10 protein-coding genes, 1 pseudogene and 1 riboswitch are annotated in these 18,291 nt (G+C 71.5%); of the genes and pseudogenes, 5 read left to right on the top strand and 6 right to left on the bottom strand.

Annotation, left to right across the window (positions count from 1 at the left end; all coding sequences use genetic code 11):
- Position 1 precedes the first annotated feature (1 nt).
- Positions 2-7,741, bottom strand: coding sequence for an amino acid adenylation domain-containing protein (locus tag ABZX85_RS00985; protein WP_355861282.1), 7,740 nt, complete (start codon positions 7,739-7,741; stop codon positions 2-4).
- Positions 7,742-7,808: 67 nt separating this feature from the next.
- Positions 7,809-9,371: a pyridoxal-phosphate dependent enzyme gene (locus ABZX85_RS00980; RefSeq protein ID WP_355861280.1), complete on the bottom strand. Its 1,563-nt coding sequence runs from the start codon at positions 9,369-9,371 to the stop codon at positions 7,809-7,811.
- Positions 9,372-9,739: 368 nt separating this feature from the next.
- Between ABZX85_RS00980 and ABZX85_RS00975 the strand changes: the two genes are divergently transcribed.
- The 5 genes and pseudogenes from ABZX85_RS00975 to ABZX85_RS00955 all read left to right on the top strand — a co-directional run bounded on the left by ABZX85_RS00975 (position 9,740) and on the right by ABZX85_RS00955 (position 13,724).
- Positions 9,740-10,717, top strand: a complete 978-nt coding sequence (locus ABZX85_RS00975) for a thiamine pyrophosphate-dependent enzyme (RefSeq protein WP_355861278.1) — start codon at positions 9,740-9,742, stop codon at positions 10,715-10,717.
- A 148-nt stretch (positions 10,718-10,865) separates the two neighbouring features.
- Positions 10,866-11,813, top strand: a pseudogene (locus ABZX85_RS00970) (alpha-ketoacid dehydrogenase subunit beta); the annotation flags it as partial.
- Positions 11,790-12,923: a dihydrolipoamide acetyltransferase family protein gene (locus tag ABZX85_RS00965; RefSeq protein WP_355862290.1), complete on the top strand. Its 1,134-nt coding sequence runs from the start codon at positions 11,790-11,792 to the stop codon at positions 12,921-12,923. The pseudogene ABZX85_RS00970 and the gene ABZX85_RS00965, both read left to right, overlap by 24 nt.
- A complete protein-coding gene (locus ABZX85_RS00960) occupies positions 12,920-13,321 on the top strand; it encodes a restriction endonuclease fold toxin (RefSeq protein ID WP_355861276.1) in 402 nt (133 codons plus the stop codon). The genes ABZX85_RS00965 and ABZX85_RS00960 overlap by 4 nt, the downstream gene beginning before the upstream one ends.
- 7 nt (positions 13,322-13,328) lie before the next feature.
- Positions 13,329-13,724, top strand: coding sequence for an immunity 7 family protein (locus tag ABZX85_RS00955; RefSeq protein WP_355861274.1), 396 nt, complete (start codon positions 13,329-13,331; stop codon positions 13,722-13,724).
- A 9-nt stretch (positions 13,725-13,733) separates the two neighbouring features.
- On the opposite strand, the gene ABZX85_RS00950 is transcribed toward ABZX85_RS00955, so the two are convergent.
- From ABZX85_RS00950 to gcvT, 4 genes are all read right to left on the bottom strand, one after another.
- On the bottom strand, positions 13,734-15,101 hold the full coding sequence (locus tag ABZX85_RS00950; RefSeq protein WP_355861272.1) for an L-serine ammonia-lyase: 1,368 nt from the start codon (positions 15,099-15,101) through the stop codon (positions 13,734-13,736).
- Between the two features lie 59 nt (positions 15,102-15,160).
- The gene (gene glyA, locus ABZX85_RS00945) at positions 15,161-16,426 is read right to left on the bottom strand and encodes a serine hydroxymethyltransferase (RefSeq protein WP_355861270.1); all 1,266 of its coding nucleotides are present in this window, start codon (positions 16,424-16,426) and stop codon (positions 15,161-15,163) included.
- 12 nt (positions 16,427-16,438) lie between these two features.
- Positions 16,439-16,816, bottom strand: coding sequence for a glycine cleavage system protein GcvH (gcvH, locus tag ABZX85_RS00940; RefSeq protein WP_355861268.1), 378 nt, complete (start codon positions 16,814-16,816; stop codon positions 16,439-16,441).
- A gap of 65 nt (positions 16,817-16,881) precedes the next feature.
- Positions 16,882-18,006: a glycine cleavage system aminomethyltransferase GcvT gene (gcvT, locus tag ABZX85_RS00935; protein WP_355861266.1), complete on the bottom strand. Its 1,125-nt coding sequence runs from the start codon at positions 18,004-18,006 to the stop codon at positions 16,882-16,884.
- Positions 18,007-18,176: 170 nt separating this feature from the next.
- Positions 18,177-18,275: riboswitch (glycine riboswitch) on the bottom strand.
- Between the last annotated feature and the right edge of the window lie 16 nt (positions 18,276-18,291).

The following is an 18,291-nucleotide window of genomic DNA, read 5'->3' as shown; positions in this document are numbered from 1 at the left end:
GTTACCTCCACTCGCTGCCGAACTCGGCTTCGAGTTCGTCGATCTCTGCTTGGGACAGGGACACCAGGGGCAGGTCGGACGGCGTGTGTCCGCCCGCCTCACCGGTGCGGCTCAACTCGTCGAGCGCCTCGCACCACAGGCCGGCGAGCGCCTCGATCTCGGCCTGGGACCAGACGCCGGGCGCCCAGGACCACACGGCTCGCAACCCGTCGTCGTCGGCGGCGACCGTGATCTCCAGGCCGTGTGCGACGGGCAGTCGAGGGTCGTGCGCGGCACCGAGCGCCAATCTGCCGGGGAGCTCCCCGGGGACCGACGCCCAGTCGTCCGTGGGCCGTTCGCGCGCCGTACGGCCCAGATAGTTGAACCCCACGTCAGGCAGCGGGAGTTCGGCGAGCACCGGGCCCGAGACGGCATCGAGGTGACGCAGCAGGCCGTACCCGACACCGTGCTCCGGAACGGCCCGCACCTGCTCCTTCACGGCCCGCAACGCCCCTGCGGCATCCGTGAGTTCGACCTGCGAGAGGTCGAGGCGGGTCGGGACGACGCTGGTGAACCAACCGACCGTCCTCGACAGGTCCACGCCCTCGAACAGGTCCTCCCGCCCGTGCCGCTCGACGTCCACCAGCAGCGCCGGACTCCGCCGATGACGGGCGAACGCGAGGGCGAGAGCGGCGAGGAGGACGTCGTCCGGCCCGGCGTGGAAGGCGGCGGGGACCGTGGTGAGGAGGTCGGTGGTCGGCTCGGGCAGGAGGGTCCGGGTGAGGTGCCGGAGGGTGCCGACGACGTCCCGGGTCGGGTCGGGGTGCCGTAGCTCCCGGCGGGAGAAGTCCAACAGGTCCCGCCACAGCTCCAGTTCGGGCCGCCTCCTCTCCGCCTCGCCCTCCAGCAGCTCGGCCCAGTGGCGGAACGGCGTTCCCGGGGAGGGGAGTTGGTCGCCGCGCCAGGCGGTGGCGAGGTCGGTGCGGAGGATGCCCCAGGAGACGCCGTCCACGGCGAGGTGGTGCACGGTGAGGAGAAGCCGTCCCTGCCGCCCGGGCCCGGCGTCGTACCAGACCGCGCTCACCAAGTCGCCCTTGGCCGGGTCGAGTTGGTCGGCCGCGAGCTCCTTCGGGTCGGTCACCCGCCTCACCGGCACCGAGGTACTGCCCGGCGCCGGGACGAAGGCCGACCAGTCGGCCCCGACCCGCATCCGCAGCGCGCCGTGATGGTCGACGACGGCCTGGAGAGCCTCCGTGAGTTGCCGTACGTCCGCCCCGGCGGGCGTGACGAGTACCGCCGACTGACTGAACTGCCTGATGGGACCGCCTCGTTCACGCAGCCGGTGCATCGCGGGGGTGAACGGAACCTCGCCGGTCGCCTCCTGCGACGGACCGTGTGAGACGGCCGGACGGGAGTCCGCGACCGCCGCGAGCGCCGCGACCGTACGGTGCTCGAACACGTCACGCGGGCTCAGCCGCAACCCCTCCGCGAGGGCCCGGCTCACGAGGTGGATGGACGCGATGCTGTCCCCACCGAGGTCGAAGAAGCCGTCGTCCAGGCCGACTTCACGGCCCAGTACCTCGGCGAACAGATCCCGCAGCACCTTCTCCGACGGAGTCCGCGGAGCCCGCTCACCACCACTCTCGACCACCGGCGCCGGAAGGGCGTCCCGGTCCAGCTTCCCGTTGACCGTCATCGGCAGGGCGTCCAACACCACGAACGCCTCGGGAACCATGTGCTCGGGCAGCCGCAGGGCCGCGTACGCACGCACCTCCACCGGGTCCACCCCGGCCTCAGCCACCAGATACCCCACCAACCGCCGTACGCCCGGCCGGTCTTCGCGCACCACGACGGCCGCCTGCTCGACTCCGGCACACGACGTGAGCGCGCCCTCGATCTCCCCGGGCTCGATCCGCAGCCCCCGGATCTTCAGCTGCCCGTCCGACCGCCCGCGCAACTCCAGTGTCCCGTCGGCGCGTTGGACCGCCAGATCGCCGGTCCGGTACATCCGGCTGCCCGGCGGACCGTAAGGGTCGGCCACGAATCGCTCGCCCGTCAGGCCCGGCCGATTGTGGTATCCCCGGGCCACCTGGGCGCCGCCGACGTACAACTCGCCCTCCACACCGGCGGGTACGGGGCTCAGCCGCCGGTCCAGCACGTACGCCCGCGTGTTCCACATCGGCCGCCCCACCGGCACCGGGCCCGACGGGAGTTCGTCGTTCGGCTCGATCCGGTGATCCGTACAGCCCACCGTCAGTTCGGTCGGCCCGTAGTGGTTGATCAGCCGTACGCCGGGGTGTTCCCGGCGCCACGTCCGCAGCGCCTCACCGACCAGCGCCTCGCCGCCCAGCATGAACTCCTCGGCCGGCGAGATGTCGTACGGCAGCGCGGGCAGCAGCGCGAGATGGCTGGGCGTCGCCTTCAGGAACGTCAACTGCCGTTCCCCCGCCTCGTGTACGGCCGCGATGTGCACCTGGCCGCCCGCCGCCAGCGCGCCGTGCAGTGTCGTCACCGTCGCGTCGAATGACATCGTCGCGTGCAGGAGCGACGTCCCGCCGAGGCTGGGGTACTCCTCGACACAACGGGCCACGTAGTTCGTGAGGTTGCGGTGCTCGATCACCACGCCCTTGGGGCGGCCGGTCGTTCCAGAGGTGTAGATCAGGTAGGCCGCGTCGGCGGGGTGCGGGTCCACCAAGTCGCCCTCGTCGCAGGCGGCTTCGGGGCTCACGATCGGGCAGGCGACGTCCAACGGGTCCCGCGAGATGACGCACACCGGGTTCGCGTCGGCCAGGAGATACGCCGTGCGGTCGGCCGGGTGGTCCGGGTCGAGCGGCAAGTAGGCGGCACCCGACCTGAGTACGGCGAGCACGGCCACGGCGATGTCGACGGAGCGGGGGAGGGAGAAGGCGACGACCTGTCCGGGACCGGCACCGGCTGCGACCAGCGCGCGGGCCAACCGGGCGGATGCGGCCAAGAGTTGGCGGTAGGTCAGTCGGCGGTGCGTGTCCGTGACCGCCGCGGCTTCGGGGTGCTCGGCGGCCCGTTCCTCGAACATGCGAGGGAACGTCGTCGGCGGGACGAGCCGCTCGGTGTCGTTCAACTCCGTGATCAGACGCCGCCGTTCGTCCGCGCCCAGGATCTCCAACGCGCCGATCGGGCGGTCCGGGGAGTCGACTGCCGCCCACAGAAGCCGTTCCAGTCGTACGACGAGATCCTCGGCGGTACATCGGTCGAACAGGTCCGCGCTGTACTGGAGGAACCCCTCGATGCCGGACGGGGAGCCGTCCGTCGCGCGCAACTCGCCCAGGTTGAACGTGAGATCGACCTTCGTGGCGCCCGTCTCCACCGGGATCTGTGTCGCGGTGAGGCCGGGGAGGCGGAGTTCCGGCTCGCTCGGCCGGAACGCCAGCATCACCTGGAACAGGGGGTGCCGGGCCAGTGAGCGCGGCGGCGCGAGGGCCTCGACGACCTGCTCGAACGGGAGGTCCTGGTGGGCGTGCGCGGAGAGGTCGGTCTCCCTGACCCGGTCCAGCAGCTCGCGGAACCCGGGATCGCCGGACGTATCGGTGCGCAGCACCAGCGTGTTGAGGAAACACCCGATCACGCCGTCGAGAACCTCGTCCGACCGGCCCGCGACCGGCGTTCCGATCGGTACGTCCGTCCCCGCGCCGAGCCGGGTCAACAACACGGCGAGGGCGGCCTGAACGACCATGAACGGCGTCGTCCCGGTCTCACCGGCCAACTCCCTGATCTGCCCGTGCAGTTCAGCCCCGAACCGCACCGGCACATCCCCGCCCCGGTGAGTCGCCCGGGCCGGCCGAGACCGGTCGACAGGCAACGCGAGTTCATCCGGCAGCCCCTCCAGCACCCGCGTCCAGTACGCGAGCTGCCTCCCCACGACCTCCCGGTCCCGCAGCAACTCCTCCTGCCACACCGCGAAATCCCCGTACTGCACGGGCAACGGCTTCCACCCGGGCGCCCGCCCCTCCGACCGAGCCCCGTAAGCGACGGCGAGATCCCGCGCCAGCGGCTCCAGCGACTGCCCGTCCGCCGCGATGTGGTGCAGCACCAGCAGCAGTACGTGATCCTCCGGCCCGAGCACGATCAGATGCGCCCGAATCGGCAGCTCCTCCGCCAGCCGGAACTCCCGAGAGGCCAGCGCGGAGAGAGTGGCCGATTGGTCGAGTGGCTCAGCCACTTCTTCCTCGCCGCCTGATGTGGCGCATTGGCCGAGTGGTCCAGCCACTCCCTCCTGGCGGCCCGAGGTGGCCCACTGGCCGAGTGGCTCAGCCACTTCCACCTCGCGCCCCGAAGCGCCCCACTGGCCGAGTGGCTCAGCCACTTCCACCTCGCGCCCCGAAGCGCCCCACTGGCCGAGTGGCTCAGCCACTCCCTCCCCCCACCCCGAAGCACCCCACTGGCCAAGTGGCCCAGCCACCACCCCCACCCGAACCCCCCTCACCCGAACATCCCCCACCCCCACCACCCGCTGGCAAGGCACCCCACCCCCCTCCGGATAAACCGTCCGCAACACCTCATGCCGCCCCACCACATCCCTCAACGCCGCCTCCAACACCTCCACATCGACCCCACCCCCCACCAACCGCACGGCCAACGGCACGTGATACGCCGCCCCCGCCCCCTCCAGCCGATCGAGGAACCACAACCGCCGCTGAGCGGAGGACAACGGAACCTCCCCCAGCCCACCCCGCCGCAACACCGGCACAACCGCTTGCACAACCCCGTCGCCCACCCGTTCCGCCAACCCGGCGGGGGTCGGCGCGGCGAACACCTCCCGCAGGGACAGCGACACCCCCAACACCTTCCGCACCCGCCCCACCAGCCGCAACGCGAGCAGCGAATGCCCGCCGAGGGCGAAGAACCCGTCGTCGGCCGCCACCGAGGACACCCCGAGGACGTCGGCGAAGATCCCGCAGAGGGTCTCCTCCAGGGGAGTCCGGGCGGCACGCCCCCCGCCGCTGGTGGGAAGGCCCGGCGAGGGCAGGGCGGCCTGGTCGACCTTGCCGTTGGCGGTGAGGGGCAACCGTTCCAGCGGTACGACGACGGCCGGCACCAGGTATTCGGGCAGACGCGAGCCCAGATACCCACGCAACTCCTCGCCGCCCACCCCGGAGACGACGTACCCGACGAGCCGTTCCTCCCGCACGACCACCACGGCCTGCGCCACCCCGGGATGCCCCGCAAGGGCCGCCTCCACCTCGCCCAACTCGACCCGGAAACCACGCACCTTGACCTGTGCGTCGGCCCGCCCGTGGAACTCCAGCTCGCCGGCCGGAGTCACCCGCACCCGGTCCCCGGTCCGGTACATCCGAGCCCCACGCACGCCGAACGGATCGGCGACGAACCGTTCGGCGGTCGCCCCGGCCCGCCCGAGATACCCCCGGACGACCCCGTCCCCGGCGAGATACAACTCCCCGACGGTCCCACGAGGCACCACACGGAGGGCGGCATCGAGGACGTACGCCCGCATCCCGTCCAACGGCAGCCCGACAGGCAGCGAATCCGGCACCGAACTCCCAGCGGAGCAAGGCCGTTTGGTGGCGAAGGTGGTCGTCTCGGTCGGCCCGTACCCGTTGGTGACGGCCACCCCCGGACACGCCTCCAGCACCCGTCGCACGGCATGCGAGGGCACCGCCTCACCCCCGGCCCACACCTCCCGCAACCCCGCGAAACACCCGGGGTCCTCCTCGGCGACGAGCCGGAACAACCCGGCGGTGAGCCACACGGCGGTCAGTGAGTGACGCGCCGTCAATTCCCGTACCGCAGAAGCGTCTACGTCCACCCCGTCCCCGGCGACGACAGCCGTCCCGCCCCCGAGCAACGGCACCCACATCTCATACGTCGAGGCGTCGAAAGCGGTCGGCGAATGCACCAGCACCCGCGCATGACCCCCCCCGGAGAACGCCGAATCCCGGGCCAGCGACACGACGTCGTGATGCGTGACGGCAACCCCCTTCGGCACCCCGGTGGACCCCGACGTGAAGCTCACGTAGGCGAGTTGCCCCCCGAACACCCTTACCGCGGGCGGGGTTTCGAGCTCGTCGGCCAACGAGGGATCACCGGTCCGTACGACACGCAGCCCCTCGTACGACGCCCCGCCCCCGTCGGTCAGCAACACCCGCGCCCCGGTCTCCCCGAGAATCCGCCGGGTCCGCTCCTCGGGCGCACGCGGATCGAGCCCGACGTACGCGCCACCCGCCTTGAGCACGGCCAGCAGTGCGACGAGGAGTTCCCCGGACCGCCGCACACGCACGGCGACCACTTCCTCCGACCGCACCCCGAGTTGGAGCAGCCGGTGGGCGAGACGGTTGGAGCGGCGGTCCAAGTCGCGGTAGGAGAGGGAGAGTTCACCGTGTACGACGGCCTCGGCGTCCGGTGTCGCGGCGACCTGGGCGGCGAAGACCTCGGGGACGCCGGCGCCGGGCCCGGACGGGGCGGCCCCCGTGAGGGTCGACACCTCGTCCGGCAGGGCGACCGGGACGCGTCCGACGAGGGCGTCCGGCGTGGCGGCGGCTTCCGCGAAGCGTTCCAGGAAGGGGACGAACCGCCGGTGGTGGGCGTCGAGTTCGGCCGCCGAGTACTGCTCGGTCCCGGCGTCGAGGTCGACCCGGACGCCCTTGCCGTCGGCGCGGTCGTAGATGTTGAAGGCGAGATCCTCGACCGGACCTGTGGAGAGGTTGTGTCGTGTCGTCGGATGGGGTCCGAACCGCAACTCGGGCCCGAACGCCATGATGTTGACGACCGGTCCGAAGAACCGCCGCCCGCCCTCCGGCCAGTCCAGTTCCCGGCGCAACTCCTCACCCCGGTACCGCTGATGGGCGAGCAGCTCGCGGGTGGCCCGCGCGGTGTCGCGTACGAGGTCGGCGGCGAGGGCGTCGGGGCGTACGCGGACGCGGAGGGGGAGGACGTTGGACGCCATGCCCGGGGTGGAGAGTTCGACCGGCGTGGTGCGGGCGGTGACGGCGAGCCCGAGAACGATGTCCTCGGCGCCGGTCAGTGCGTGGAGGTACGCGGCGGTGGCCGCGAGGACGACGCGGGACCAGCGGGTGCCGGTCAGGTCGGCGGCGGAGTGGATGAGTTCACCGGCGACGTGGCTCGTGCGGCGCAGGAAGGCGCCGGAGACGTGGGGCGGCCGGGGAGAGAGGCTCACCGGGTCGGGCCGGTCGCCGAGGACGCGGTTCCAGTGGGCGCGGTCCGCGTCGACGGCGTCGTACGCATGGTCGGCGGCCAGCAGCGGGGCGAGCGGCGCGTCCGGGACGACGTGCGCCGACGCCTGAGCCAGAGCGGTGTACGCCGATGCCACCCGTCCCGCGATCAGCGAGCAGCTGAAGCCGTCCACCGCGATGTGGTGGTACGCCTGGTACCAGATCCAGCGCGCGTCCGTCAGGCGCAGCAACGCGTAGCGGAACAAGGGCCCTTGCTCCAGGTCGAACGGCACGGCGAAGTCGCGCGCCATCCACTCCCGGGCCCCCGCGACGCCCTCGACCTCCACCACCGGCATGTCCCACGCCACCTCCGGCTCCACCGACAGCCGGACCGCGTCCCCCTCTTCGACGAACCTCGACCGCAACGTCTCGGTGACGGAGACGACTTGGCGTACGGCGTCCAGCAGCAGACCGGGATCGACGGGGCCGTGGATCTCGGTGTACTCACCGACGTTGTACGCCGCCCCACCCCCGTCGACCCGCCCCCCGAACCACATGGACCGCTGAGCGGCGGACGGAACGAGCCGTACGGTCATCGAGGCACTCCCTTGAGAGTCGCAAGAGGGGGATCGCAGGAAAGGGGGTCGTGAGGAGAGAGGGACGTCAACGAGCCGCCCCCACCGAGGCGTTGCTCACCAGCTCGGCGACGAGACGGGCCCCGTCCGCGACGGACGAGCCGCCGGACCCCGACCCGGACCCCGACCCGGACCCCGACCCGGACCCCGACCCGGACGCCGAACCCGACCCGGACCCCGATCCGGACGCCGAACCCGACCCGGACCCCGAACTCGCCCCCGATCCGGACGCCGAACCCGACCCGGACCTCGCCCCCGAACCCGCCCCCGGCTCAGGCCACCGCACCCGCAACCACGGCTCAGCAGCCACCAGTTGCACATCCCGCGCCTGCCGACCCCGCCCACCCCCCGTCACATTGAGCAGCACCACCTCGTCCCGTCCGACCCGCCCCGCCCGCACCGCCTCCGCGAGCGCCGCCACCGCGACCCCCGCCCCCGGCTCGATGTCGATCCCCTCGGTCTCCTCGAACAGCGCCATCCCCGCGAGCGCGGCCGAGTTGTCGACGCACCACACGTCCCCGCCGCTCTCGACGAGCGCCTCCCGCACCCCACCCCGCACGCCGAACGGCGGCCGACGATTGGTGAGTTCACGTGCGACCGGCTCACGCTCGCGGTCGGCGGGAGCCGTACCCCGCCCCCGCCAAGCCTCGAACAGAGGCGCGAACGGCGCGTTCTGACACATCATCAGCCGAGGAAGACCCGCCCCACCCGACCGACCTTCCCACCCAGCCCCACCCGACCGTCCCTCCTCACCCGACCAACCCGCCCCGCGGGACCGCCCCTCCCGCCCCCACATCCCCAACCGCCGCCCCGCCTCATGCACCCCGAGCGCCCCGGTCCCGCTCCCCACCGCCTGGACATACACCTCCGGCAACCCCCCGATCGCCTCGTACGCGGCCAGCATCACCGTCCCGAGCCCGTCCCGCCGCCCCACGTTCCGCGCGCCGCCCTCCGCCCGGTGCCCGGGAAGCGCGGCGAGGAGGTCGGCGCAGGCGATCGCGTCGCTGTAGGTCGCGGGCCCGTCGAGGACGACGATCCGCACGCACGGATCGAGCGGCCCGGGGAAGCGCATGCCGTCCAGCGCGGAGGCGGGAACGACGATGAGGCAAGGGAGTTGATGCCGGGTCGCCGCCCAGGCGAACGCGGCGGCCGTGTTGCCCGCCGACGGGATCACCAGGACCGGCGGGTCCTCCGGCAGCCGCCCGAGCACGGTGTACGCCTCAAGGTCCTTGAACGTACAGGTCGGCAACAGGGCGCCGCGCTCCGGCCAGTGGCCGTTGAAAGCGGTCCACAACCGGTCGAGACCGAGTCTGCGGCCCAGCTTCTCGGCTCGCAGGACGACCGGCCCCGGCACATCGGGGAAGGTGCGGGCGACAGGCAGCAGGGAGGCGAACCGGAACAGCCCGGTGCGCGGCGCGCCGACGGCGGGTGAGCCGTACGGGGTCTCGTACTCGGCGCGCAGGAACGCCGGTTCGTGCGGGTGGGGGCAGTCGAGGATCAGGCCGTCGTCCGCGTGCCGTGCTCCGCAGGAGGAGCAGACGAGCGAGTAGTGCCGATTTCCCGCGTGTACTGAGGGGAGTACTCGGGACATTCCAATGCCTTCCGCAGGGTCGTTCTTTCGCTCTTCAATTGCATCCGGGACTCGGCAAAGAACGGGAGACACGAGAATTGCGGTTGACCCAACGGTCGGTTGACATCAGGTGCTTGGTCAAGAGGTGGTATAGACCGGCTGATTGTTCAGTTCCGCTTCATTTCCCCTTCTCAGGAGGGAAGTCGAGGGTGTGTTAGCTCTGGGCCGACACGGTTCCTTGACGAGAGGACAGCGGGTAAATGGGCGACAGTCCGACGCAATCGCCGATGCCGTGGCTGCCATCACCGGTTCCGGTTCGTTTTCTCCCGCGCAGGGGAGAAGTTTCCTCGGACGAATGGTTTTCGGGGAATGGAAGCGGGGAATACTCGGTGCCCCCGCCGGAGTTGCTCCGTACCGCGTACCGGAGAATGGTCGTCGGCCGCCGCTTCGACGCGCAGGCCACCGCGCTCGCCCGGCAGGGCCGGCTCGCGGTCCACCCCTCCAGCCTCGGCCAGGAGGCGTGCCAGATCGGCGCCGCCCTCGCGCTGCGCCCCACCGACTGGCTCTTCCCGACCTACCGCGACGGCGTCGCCCTGATCAGCCGCGACATCGACCCCGTCGAGACCCTCACGCTCCTGCGCGGCGACGCGCACTGCGGGTACGACCCCGTCGCGCACCGCACGGCCCCCCAGTGCACCCCGCTCGCCACCCACACCGCCCACGCCACCGGCCTCGCCCACGGCGAACGCCTCAAGGGCACCGACACCGTCGCCCTCGCCCTCCTCGGCGACGGCGCCACCAGCGAGGGCGACTTCCACGAAGCGCTGGGCCTGGCAGGGGTGTTGAAGGCGCCGGTGATCTTCCTCGTGCAGAACAACGGGTACGCCATCTCCGTCCCGTTCGCCGCGCAGAGCGCCGCACCGGCCCTCGCCTACAAGGGAGTCGGGTACGGCGTCCGCTCCGAACAGGTCGACGGGAACGACGTGGTCGCCCTGCTCGCCGTACTGCGCAAGGCGGTTGAGGACGCACGGGCTGGGGGCGGGCCCTGGCTGATCGAGGCGCACACCTATCGGATGGCGCCGCACACCAGCGCCGACGACCCCACCCGCTACCGGCCCGCCGAGGAGGCCGAGTCGTGGCGGGACCGCGATCCCGTCGAACGGCTGGAACGCTGGCTGACGGAGCATCAACTCCTCACGCCCGCCGAGGCGGAGGAGATCGCCGCCGAGGCGGAGGCGTACGCGGCCGGGGTGCGGGTGCGGTTGTCCGCCGACGCCGAGACCGACCGACGCGACCTGACCGACCACGTGTTCAGCGCACCCACACCCCAACTGATCGAGCAGCGAGCCGCGTTGGAGGGCTGTTGAGATGACGGTGACGAACCCGACCGACACCCGGACGGCGCAGCCGACGCACACGCGGACGACCGAGCCGGCGCCGACACCGCCGACGCCCCAGACCGCACCGGCACCCACCCCGACACCCTCCGCCACCCCGGCGCCCACCCCGACAACCATGGCGAAGGCCCTCAACACCGCCCTGCGAGACGCCCTCCACGCCGACGACCGCGTCCTGGTCTTCGGCGAGGACGTCGGACGCCTGGGCGGAGTCTTCCGCGTCACCGACGGCCTCACCGACACCTTCGGCGAACACCGCTGCTTCGACACCCCCGTCGCCGAGTCGGGGATCGTCGGACTCGCCGTCGGGCTCGCCATGGCCGGGTTCCGTCCGGTCGTGGAGATGCAGTTCGACGCGTTCGCCTACCCCGCGTTCGAGCAGATCGCCTCCCACGTCGCCAAACTCCGCAACCGCACACGCGGCGCGCTCTCCCTGCCGATCGTCCTGCGCGTCCCGTACGGCGGCGGCATCGGGGGCGTCGAGCATCACAGCGACTCCAGCGAGGCGTACTACGCGCACACCGCCGGCCTCAAGGTCGTCACCCCGGCGACCGTCGGCGACGCGTACTCGTTGCTCCGCGAGGCCATCGAGGACCCCGACCCCGTCGTCTTCCTCGAACCCAAACGGCACTACTGGACCAAGGAGGCCGTCGAACTCCCGCTCCTCACCAAGCCGTTCGGCACCGCCGCGATCCGCCGCGCCGGCACCGACGCGACCCTCGTCGCCTACGGGCCCGCCGTCCACGTCGCCCTCGCCGCCGCAGAGGAGGCCGCCGCCGAGGGGCTGGACGTCGAGGTCCTCGATCTGCGGACGATCGTCCCCCTCGACGACGCCGCGCTCGCCGCCTCCGTACGGCGCACCGGGCGCTGTGTCGTCGTCCACGAGGCGCAGGGGTTCGCCGGCGTCGGTGCGGAGCTGGCCGCGCGCGTCCAGGAACGCTGCTTCGACGCGCTCCGGGGGCCCGTCCTGCGTGTCACGGGGCTGGACGTGCCGTATCCGCCACCGCTCCTCGAACACGCGTATCTCCCGGACACGGCAAGGGTGTTGACGGCCCTCCACCGCCTCGTCCCGTCACCCGCGACCCACACGGTCCGCACCTTCCACCTCCCCGACCTGGGCGAAGGACTCACCGAGGCGGAACTCGTCGAGTGGACCGTCGCCGTCGGCGACCACGTCACCCACGACCAGCCCCTCGCCGAGGTCGAGACCGCCAAGTCCCTCGTCTCCCTGCCCAGTCCGTACGCCGGAGTGGTCACCGCCCTGCACCGCGCCGCCGGCGAGACCGTCGAGGTGGGAGCGGCACTGGTGTCGATCGGCGAGCCCGGCCCACACCCTCCCCGCCCGACACCCAACAGGCCCCCCGAATACGCCAGTTCAGGCGCCGTCCTCACGGGCTACGGCACAACCCGCCCACCGACCGGCACCCCCACGACAAACCCCACGGACACCCAGCGGAATCCCACCCCCACCTCGCCGAACCCCACCCGCACCCCGCAGAACCCGCCCCCCACCCTCCCCGACTCCACGCCCACCCCCACCCGAACCCCCCTCAACCCCACCACCACCGCCAAATTCCTCCGCACCCAACGCGACACCCCCGCCGTCACCATCTGGGCCGACACCGACGCCACGCCCCTCCTGGCCCGCAAGAAGAGCGAACAGGTCACCTTCCTCGCCCTCCTGGCGGAAGCGGCGGCCAAAGCCCTTGAGGCGTACCCGCAGTTCAACTCAAGGATCGACCCCGACGACAACGTCCTGATCCAACTCCCGCACATCAACCTCGCGTTCGCGGCCCAGACCCCCCACGGCCTCACAGCCCCGGTCCTCCGCGACGCGAACCACCTCCCCCTCCAGCCCCTCTCCACCGAACTCACCCGCCTCACCACCCTCGCCCGCACCGGCACCCTGCCCCCCGACCACCTCACCGGCGGCACCTTCACCCTCAACAACTACGGCCCCCTCGGCGTGGACGGCGCCACCCCCCTCCTCAACCACCCCCAGACCGCCATGCTCGGCGCCGGCCGCCTCACCGACCGCCCCTGGGCCACGAACGGCGAGATCACCGTCCGCACGATCCTCCCCCTCTCCCTCACCTTCGACCACCGCACCTGCGACGGCGCCACAGCGGCAGCCTTCCTCCACCACACCATCGACACGCTGACACGGGGGAGTTGAGAGGGCCCCTGCGCTTCCCCGGCCAGTACTTCGACCCCGAGACCGGTCTCCACTACAACCACCGCAGTCTCGTCAAGGTCAACAAACCCGACCCCGCCGCAGACGCCCTGGCCGAGCGGCTGGGCGGCGAGTCCCGGGTCAAGTTCGAGAACGATCCGAAGGGGCGGGAGATCGACACGATCAGCGACGAGTACGTGGCCCAGTCGAAACCCGGCGGCATGCAGATGGGCAGCGCCCTCAGGAACCAGGCGAAGGCCACGTTCGAGTACGCGATCCAGTCCGGCCGTACCCCCTACTTCCACTTCGACGGCGAGCCCGGTGCCGGAGTGGTCGCGAAGCTCCAGGAGTATGGCAGGCGGTACGGGATCGAGCCCGTGATCGACACGACACCCCTGTGAGAGGCACATGTACGAGTTCCACGGCTGGTTCGGCATCGCCGAGTCCCCCGAAGAAGCCGACACGGGAACCCTGGAAGAGGGTGTGGCGGAGCTGCGCGAGGCGATCGGCCGGATCGACTGGGCGACCGGCGAGGCGGTGCTGAAGATCCACAACGGCGAGTACTTCGTCCGGACGGACGGCCTGATGAACCGGCGCCGGGACGAGGCGGTGGAACTCGACGACCTCATCCGGTTCATCGCCCGGCGCTTCCCCGGCTCCTGGGGCCTCCTCTACGAGCGTTCCGCCGACCTCACCGAGCCCCCGGGCCCCGGCGCCTTCCGGGTCCGGGTCATGGCCCGAGGAGAGGTACAGGACCGACTCGACCCGTTCCTGTCCCCGTGCAACCCGGTCATCGAGGACTGACCCGCACCCTCAGCACTCGATGATGTTGACCGCCAACCCACCCCGAGCCGTCTCCTTGTACTTCACACTCATATCCGCCCCCGTCTCCTTCATCGTCTTGATGACCTTGTCGAGAGACACCTTGTGTGAACCGTCCCCCCGCATCGCCATCCGAGCCGCCGTCACCGCCTTCACCGCGGCCATCCCGTTCCGCTCGATGCAGGGGATCTGGACGAGCCCGCCGACGGGATCGCACGTCAGCCCGAGGTTGTGTTCCATGCCGATCTCGGCCGCGTTCTCGACCTGTTCCGGAGAGCCGCCCAGGACCTCCGCGAGGGCGCCCGCGGCCATGGAGCAGGCGGAGCCGACCTCGCCCTGGCAGCCGACCTCGGCGCCGGAGATGGAGGCGTTCTCCTTGAAGAGCATGCCGATGGCGCCGGCGGCCAGCAGGAAGCGGACCACGCCGTCCTCGTCGGCGCCCGGGACGAAGTTGATGTAGTAGTGGAGGACGGCGGGGATGATCCCGGCGGCGCCGTTGGTGGGGGCGGTGACCACCCGCCCGCCCGCCGCGTTCTCCTCGTTCACGGCCATCGCGTACAGCGTGATCCACTCCATGGAGCGCGCCAACGGATCGCCCTCCGCCCGGAGCTGACGGGCCGTCATCGAAGCGCGGCGGCGAACTCGCAGACCCCCGGGGAGGATTCCCTCCCGGGACATCCCCCGCGACACGCACGCCTGCATGACGTGCCAGATGTCCAGCAGCCCGGCCCGGATCTCGTCCTCGGTCCGCCAGGCCCGCTCGTTCTCCAGCATCAGCGAGGAGATCGACAGGCCCGTCTCCTTGGTGAGGCGCAGGAGTTCGTCACCGGTACGGAAGGGGTACTTGAGGGCCGTGTCGTCGAGCTTGATGCGGTCCGCCCCGACCGCCTCCTCGTCCACCACGAACCCGCCGCCGACCGAGTAGTACGTCCGGCGCAGCAGCTCGGCGCCCTGCGCGTCGAACGCCCAGATCGTCATGCCGTTGGCGTGGTACGGAAGCGCCTTGCGCCGGTGCAGGACCAGATCGTCGTCGAACGAGAACGGGATCTCCCGCTCGCCCAGCAGCCGCAGCGAACCGGCGGACTTGATCTCCTCCACCCGCTCGTCCGCGTGCTCGACGTCGACCGTGCGCGGCGAGTTCCCCTCAAGACCGAGGAGGACGGCCTTCGGCGTGCCGTGCCCGTGCCCGGTCGCGCCCAGCGACCCGTACAGCTCCGTACGGACCGACGCGACCGACTCCAGCAGCCCCTCGCCCCGCAGCCGGCGGGCGAACATCCCGGCCGCCCGCATCGGCCCGACCGTGTGGGAACTCGAAGGTCCGATGCCGACCGAGAAGAGGTCGAACACAGAGATGGCCACGGGGAACTCCAACCAGAAAGGGCGGGGGCACACGCCGTCGGGTGCCCCCGCGAGAAGAACTACTTGCTCAGCCCGGGGTACAGCGGGTGCTTGTCCGCCAGCGCCTTGATCCGGATACGGAGCCCCTCCGCGTCGTACGCCGGCTTCAGCGTCTGCGCGATGACGTCCGCGACCTCGGTGAAGTCCTCGGCCGTGAAGCCGCGCGTCGCGAGCGCGGGCGTCCCGATGCGCAGCCCCGACGTCACCATCGGCGGACGCGGGTCGTTCGGGACGGCGTTGCGGTTGACGGTGATCCCGACCTCGTGGAGCCGGTCCTCCGCCTGCTGCCCGTCCAGTGCGGACTCCCGCAGGTCGACGAGGATCAGATGCACGTCGGTCCCGCCGGACAGGACGTTCACGCCCGCCTCCCGCGCGTCCGCCGCCGTCAGCCGCTCGGCGAGAATCCGCGCGCCCTCCACCGTCCGGCGCTGGCGCTCCTTGAACTCCTCGGAGGCCGCCACCTTGAACGACACGGCCTTCGCGGCGATGACGTGCTCCAGCGGACCGCCCTGGAAGCCGGGGAACACCGAGGAGTTCAGCTTCTTCGCGAACTCCTTCTTGGCGAGGATGATCCCGCCGCGCGGCCCGCCGAGCGTCTTGTGCGTGGTGGACGTGACGACGTCCGCGTACGGCACCGGGTTCGCGTGCAGCCCCGCCGCGACGAGCCCGGCGAAGTGCGCCATGTCGACCCACAGGTACGCCTCGACGGCGTCCGCGATCCGCCGGAACTCCGCGAAGTCCAGCTCACGCGGGTACGCCGACCAGCCCGCGATGATCACCTTCGGCCGGTGCTCCAGCGCGAGCCGCTCCACCTCGGCGAGGTCCACGAGACCCGTCTCCGGGGAGACGTGGTAGGCGACCACGTTGAACTGCTTGCCGGAGAAGTTCAGCCGCATCCCGTGCGTGAGGTGGCCGCCGTGCGCGAGGTCGAGCCCCAGGATCGTGTCCCCGGGCTGCGCCAGCGCGAACAGCGCCGCCTGGTTCGCGGACGCCCCGGAGTGCGGCTGGACGTTCGCGTACTCCGCGCCGAACAGCTCCTTGACCCGGTCGATCGCGATCTGCTCGGCGACGTCGACGTGCTCGCAGCCGCCGTAGTAGCGGCGCCCCGGGTACCCCTCGGCGTACTTGTTGGTGAGGACCGACCCCTGCGCCTCCATGACCGCGAGCGGAGCGAAGTTCTCCGAGGCGATCATCTCCAGGGTCGACTGCTGCCGGTTCAGCTCCGCGTCGACCGCCGCGGCGATCTCCGGGTCCAGCTCGTGCAGGGACGTGTTCAGGACAGACATGGGGACGACTCCTCAGCCGGCGGTGAAAGCGGTGTACTCGTCGGCGGAGAGCAGGTCGCCCGGCTCGTCCGTGATCCGCACCTTGAAGAGCCAACCACCCTCGAACGGCTCGGAGTTGACCAGCGACGGGTCCTCCGTGACATCCGCGTTGACCTCGGTGATCTCACCGGACACCGGCGCGTACAGCTCGCTCACCGACTTGGTCGACTCCAGCTCGCCGCAGGACTCGCCCGCGGTCACGGCCGTACCGACCGCCGGGAGCTCGACGAAGACGACGTCACCGAGCGCGTTCGCCGCGTGCTCGGTGATACCGACCGTCGCGACGCCGTCCTCGGCGGCCGACAGCCACTCGTGTTCCTTGCTGTAGCGCAGGTTCTGGGGGTTGCTCATGGCCTGAATTCTCCTGTACGCGGGGGAGTGCTCGGTAAGCGGGACGCTTGCGTGACCTGGAAGGATCACTTCTGGCGCTGGTAGAACGGCAGAGCCACGACCTCGTACGGCTCGTGGCTGCCTCGGATGTCCACGCCGACCCCGGCCGTCCCCGGCGCGGAGTGCGCGGCGTCGACGTACGCCATCGCGATCGGCCGGCCCAGCGTGGGGGAGGGGGCGCCGGACGTCACCTCGCCGACCACCTCGCCGCCCACGACGACGTCGTACCCGGCGCGCGGGACGCGGCGGCCCTCGGCGATCAGGCCGACCAGGACCCGGGGCGGACGGCGCGAGGCCAGCTCGGCGGCCTCGGTGAGCGCCTCGCGGCCCACGAAGTCGCCCTCCTTGGCGAACTTCACGACCCGCCCGAGCCCGGCGTCGAAGGGCGTCAGGGACGTCGACAGCTCGTGCCCGTACAGCGGCATGCCCGCCTCCAGGCGCAGGGTGTCCCGGCAGGACAGCCCGCAGGGGACGAGGCCCGCGGCGGCGCCCTCGGCGCTCAGCGCCTCCCACAGCGCGACCGCGTCCGACGGCGCGACGAACAGCTCGAAGCCGTCCTCGCCCGTGTACCCGGTGCGCGCGATCAGCGCCGGCACCCCGGCGACCGTCCCCGGCAGCCCGGCGTAGTACTTGAGGCCCTTCAGGTCGGCGTCCGTGAGCGCGCCCACGATCCCCGCCGCCTCCGGCCCCTGCACGGCGAGCAGCGCGTACGCGTCCCGGTCGTCGCGGACGGCCGCGTCGAACCCGGCGGACCGCTCGGTCAGCGCGTCCAGCACGACCTGCGCGTTCGAGGCGTTGGCGACGACCATGAACTCGGTCTCGGCGAGCCGGTAGACGATCAGGTCGTCCAGGATGCCGCCGTCGGCCCGGCAGATCATCGTGTAGCGGGCCCGGCCCACGCCGACCGCCGCGAGATCGCCGACCAGGGCGTGGTTCAGCAGGGCGGCGGCCTGCGGGCCGGTGACGGTGATCTCGCCCATGTGCGAGAGGTCGAAGAGGCCGGCCCGCGTGCGGACGGCGGTGTGCTCCTCGCGCTCCGAGCCGTAGCGCAGGGGCATGTCCCAGCCGGCGAAATCGGTCATGGTCGCGCCCAGCGAACGGTGCAGGGCGTCGAGCGCGGTACGGCGCGGGGCGGCGGAGCTGCTGGTCATCGGAGGTTCGTCTCCCAGGTGCGACGGGTGGGCAAAGGGCTTCCCGTCCGGAAACAGGAAGCTCCTCCCCATCTGTCATCGGAACCTGAGAGGTTCGCCGTGACCCTCGGAGGGAACACGGCTTGCACCTTGGGTGGGGCCACCGCAGGCGGCCCGCTTTTCAGATGTGCCTCGCCCACGCGGTAACGGTGCCTGAGAGATTCAAGGGAGGGACTTGCTCCTTCGGCGCCCCAGCGACACAAGGCTGGGAACTCTCCCGCGCGGATTCGAACGGCCGGTATGCAG

It is taken from the genome of Streptomyces sp. NPDC004539, assembly GCF_040610055.1.
In the GTDB taxonomy this organism is placed as follows: Bacteria; Actinomycetota; Actinomycetes; order Streptomycetales; family Streptomycetaceae; genus Streptomyces.
Note: the sequence above shows the minus strand (reverse complement) of the source record. Positions and strands in the feature narration are given on the sequence as shown.

Excerpts from the sequence above, each read along its gene's own strand:
- ABZX85_RS00985 (WP_355861282.1), bottom strand. The coding sequence starts at position 7,741 with ATGACCGTACGGCTCGTTCCGTCCGCCGCTCAGCGGTCCATGTGGTTC.
- ABZX85_RS00980 (WP_355861280.1), bottom strand. The coding sequence starts at position 9,371 with ATGTCCCGAGTACTCCCCTCAGTACACGCGGGAAATCGGCACTACTCG.
- ABZX85_RS00955 (WP_355861274.1), top strand. The coding sequence starts at position 13,329 with ATGTACGAGTTCCACGGCTGGTTCGGCATCGCCGAGTCCCCCGAAGAA.
- glyA (WP_355861270.1), bottom strand. The coding sequence starts at position 16,426 with ATGTCTGTCCTGAACACGTCCCTGCACGAGCTGGACCCGGAGATCGCC.
- gcvH (WP_355861268.1), bottom strand. The coding sequence starts at position 16,816 with ATGAGCAACCCCCAGAACCTGCGCTACAGCAAGGAACACGAGTGGCTG.
- gcvT (WP_355861266.1), bottom strand. The coding sequence starts at position 18,006 with ATGACCAGCAGCTCCGCCGCCCCGCGCCGTACCGCGCTCGACGCCCTG.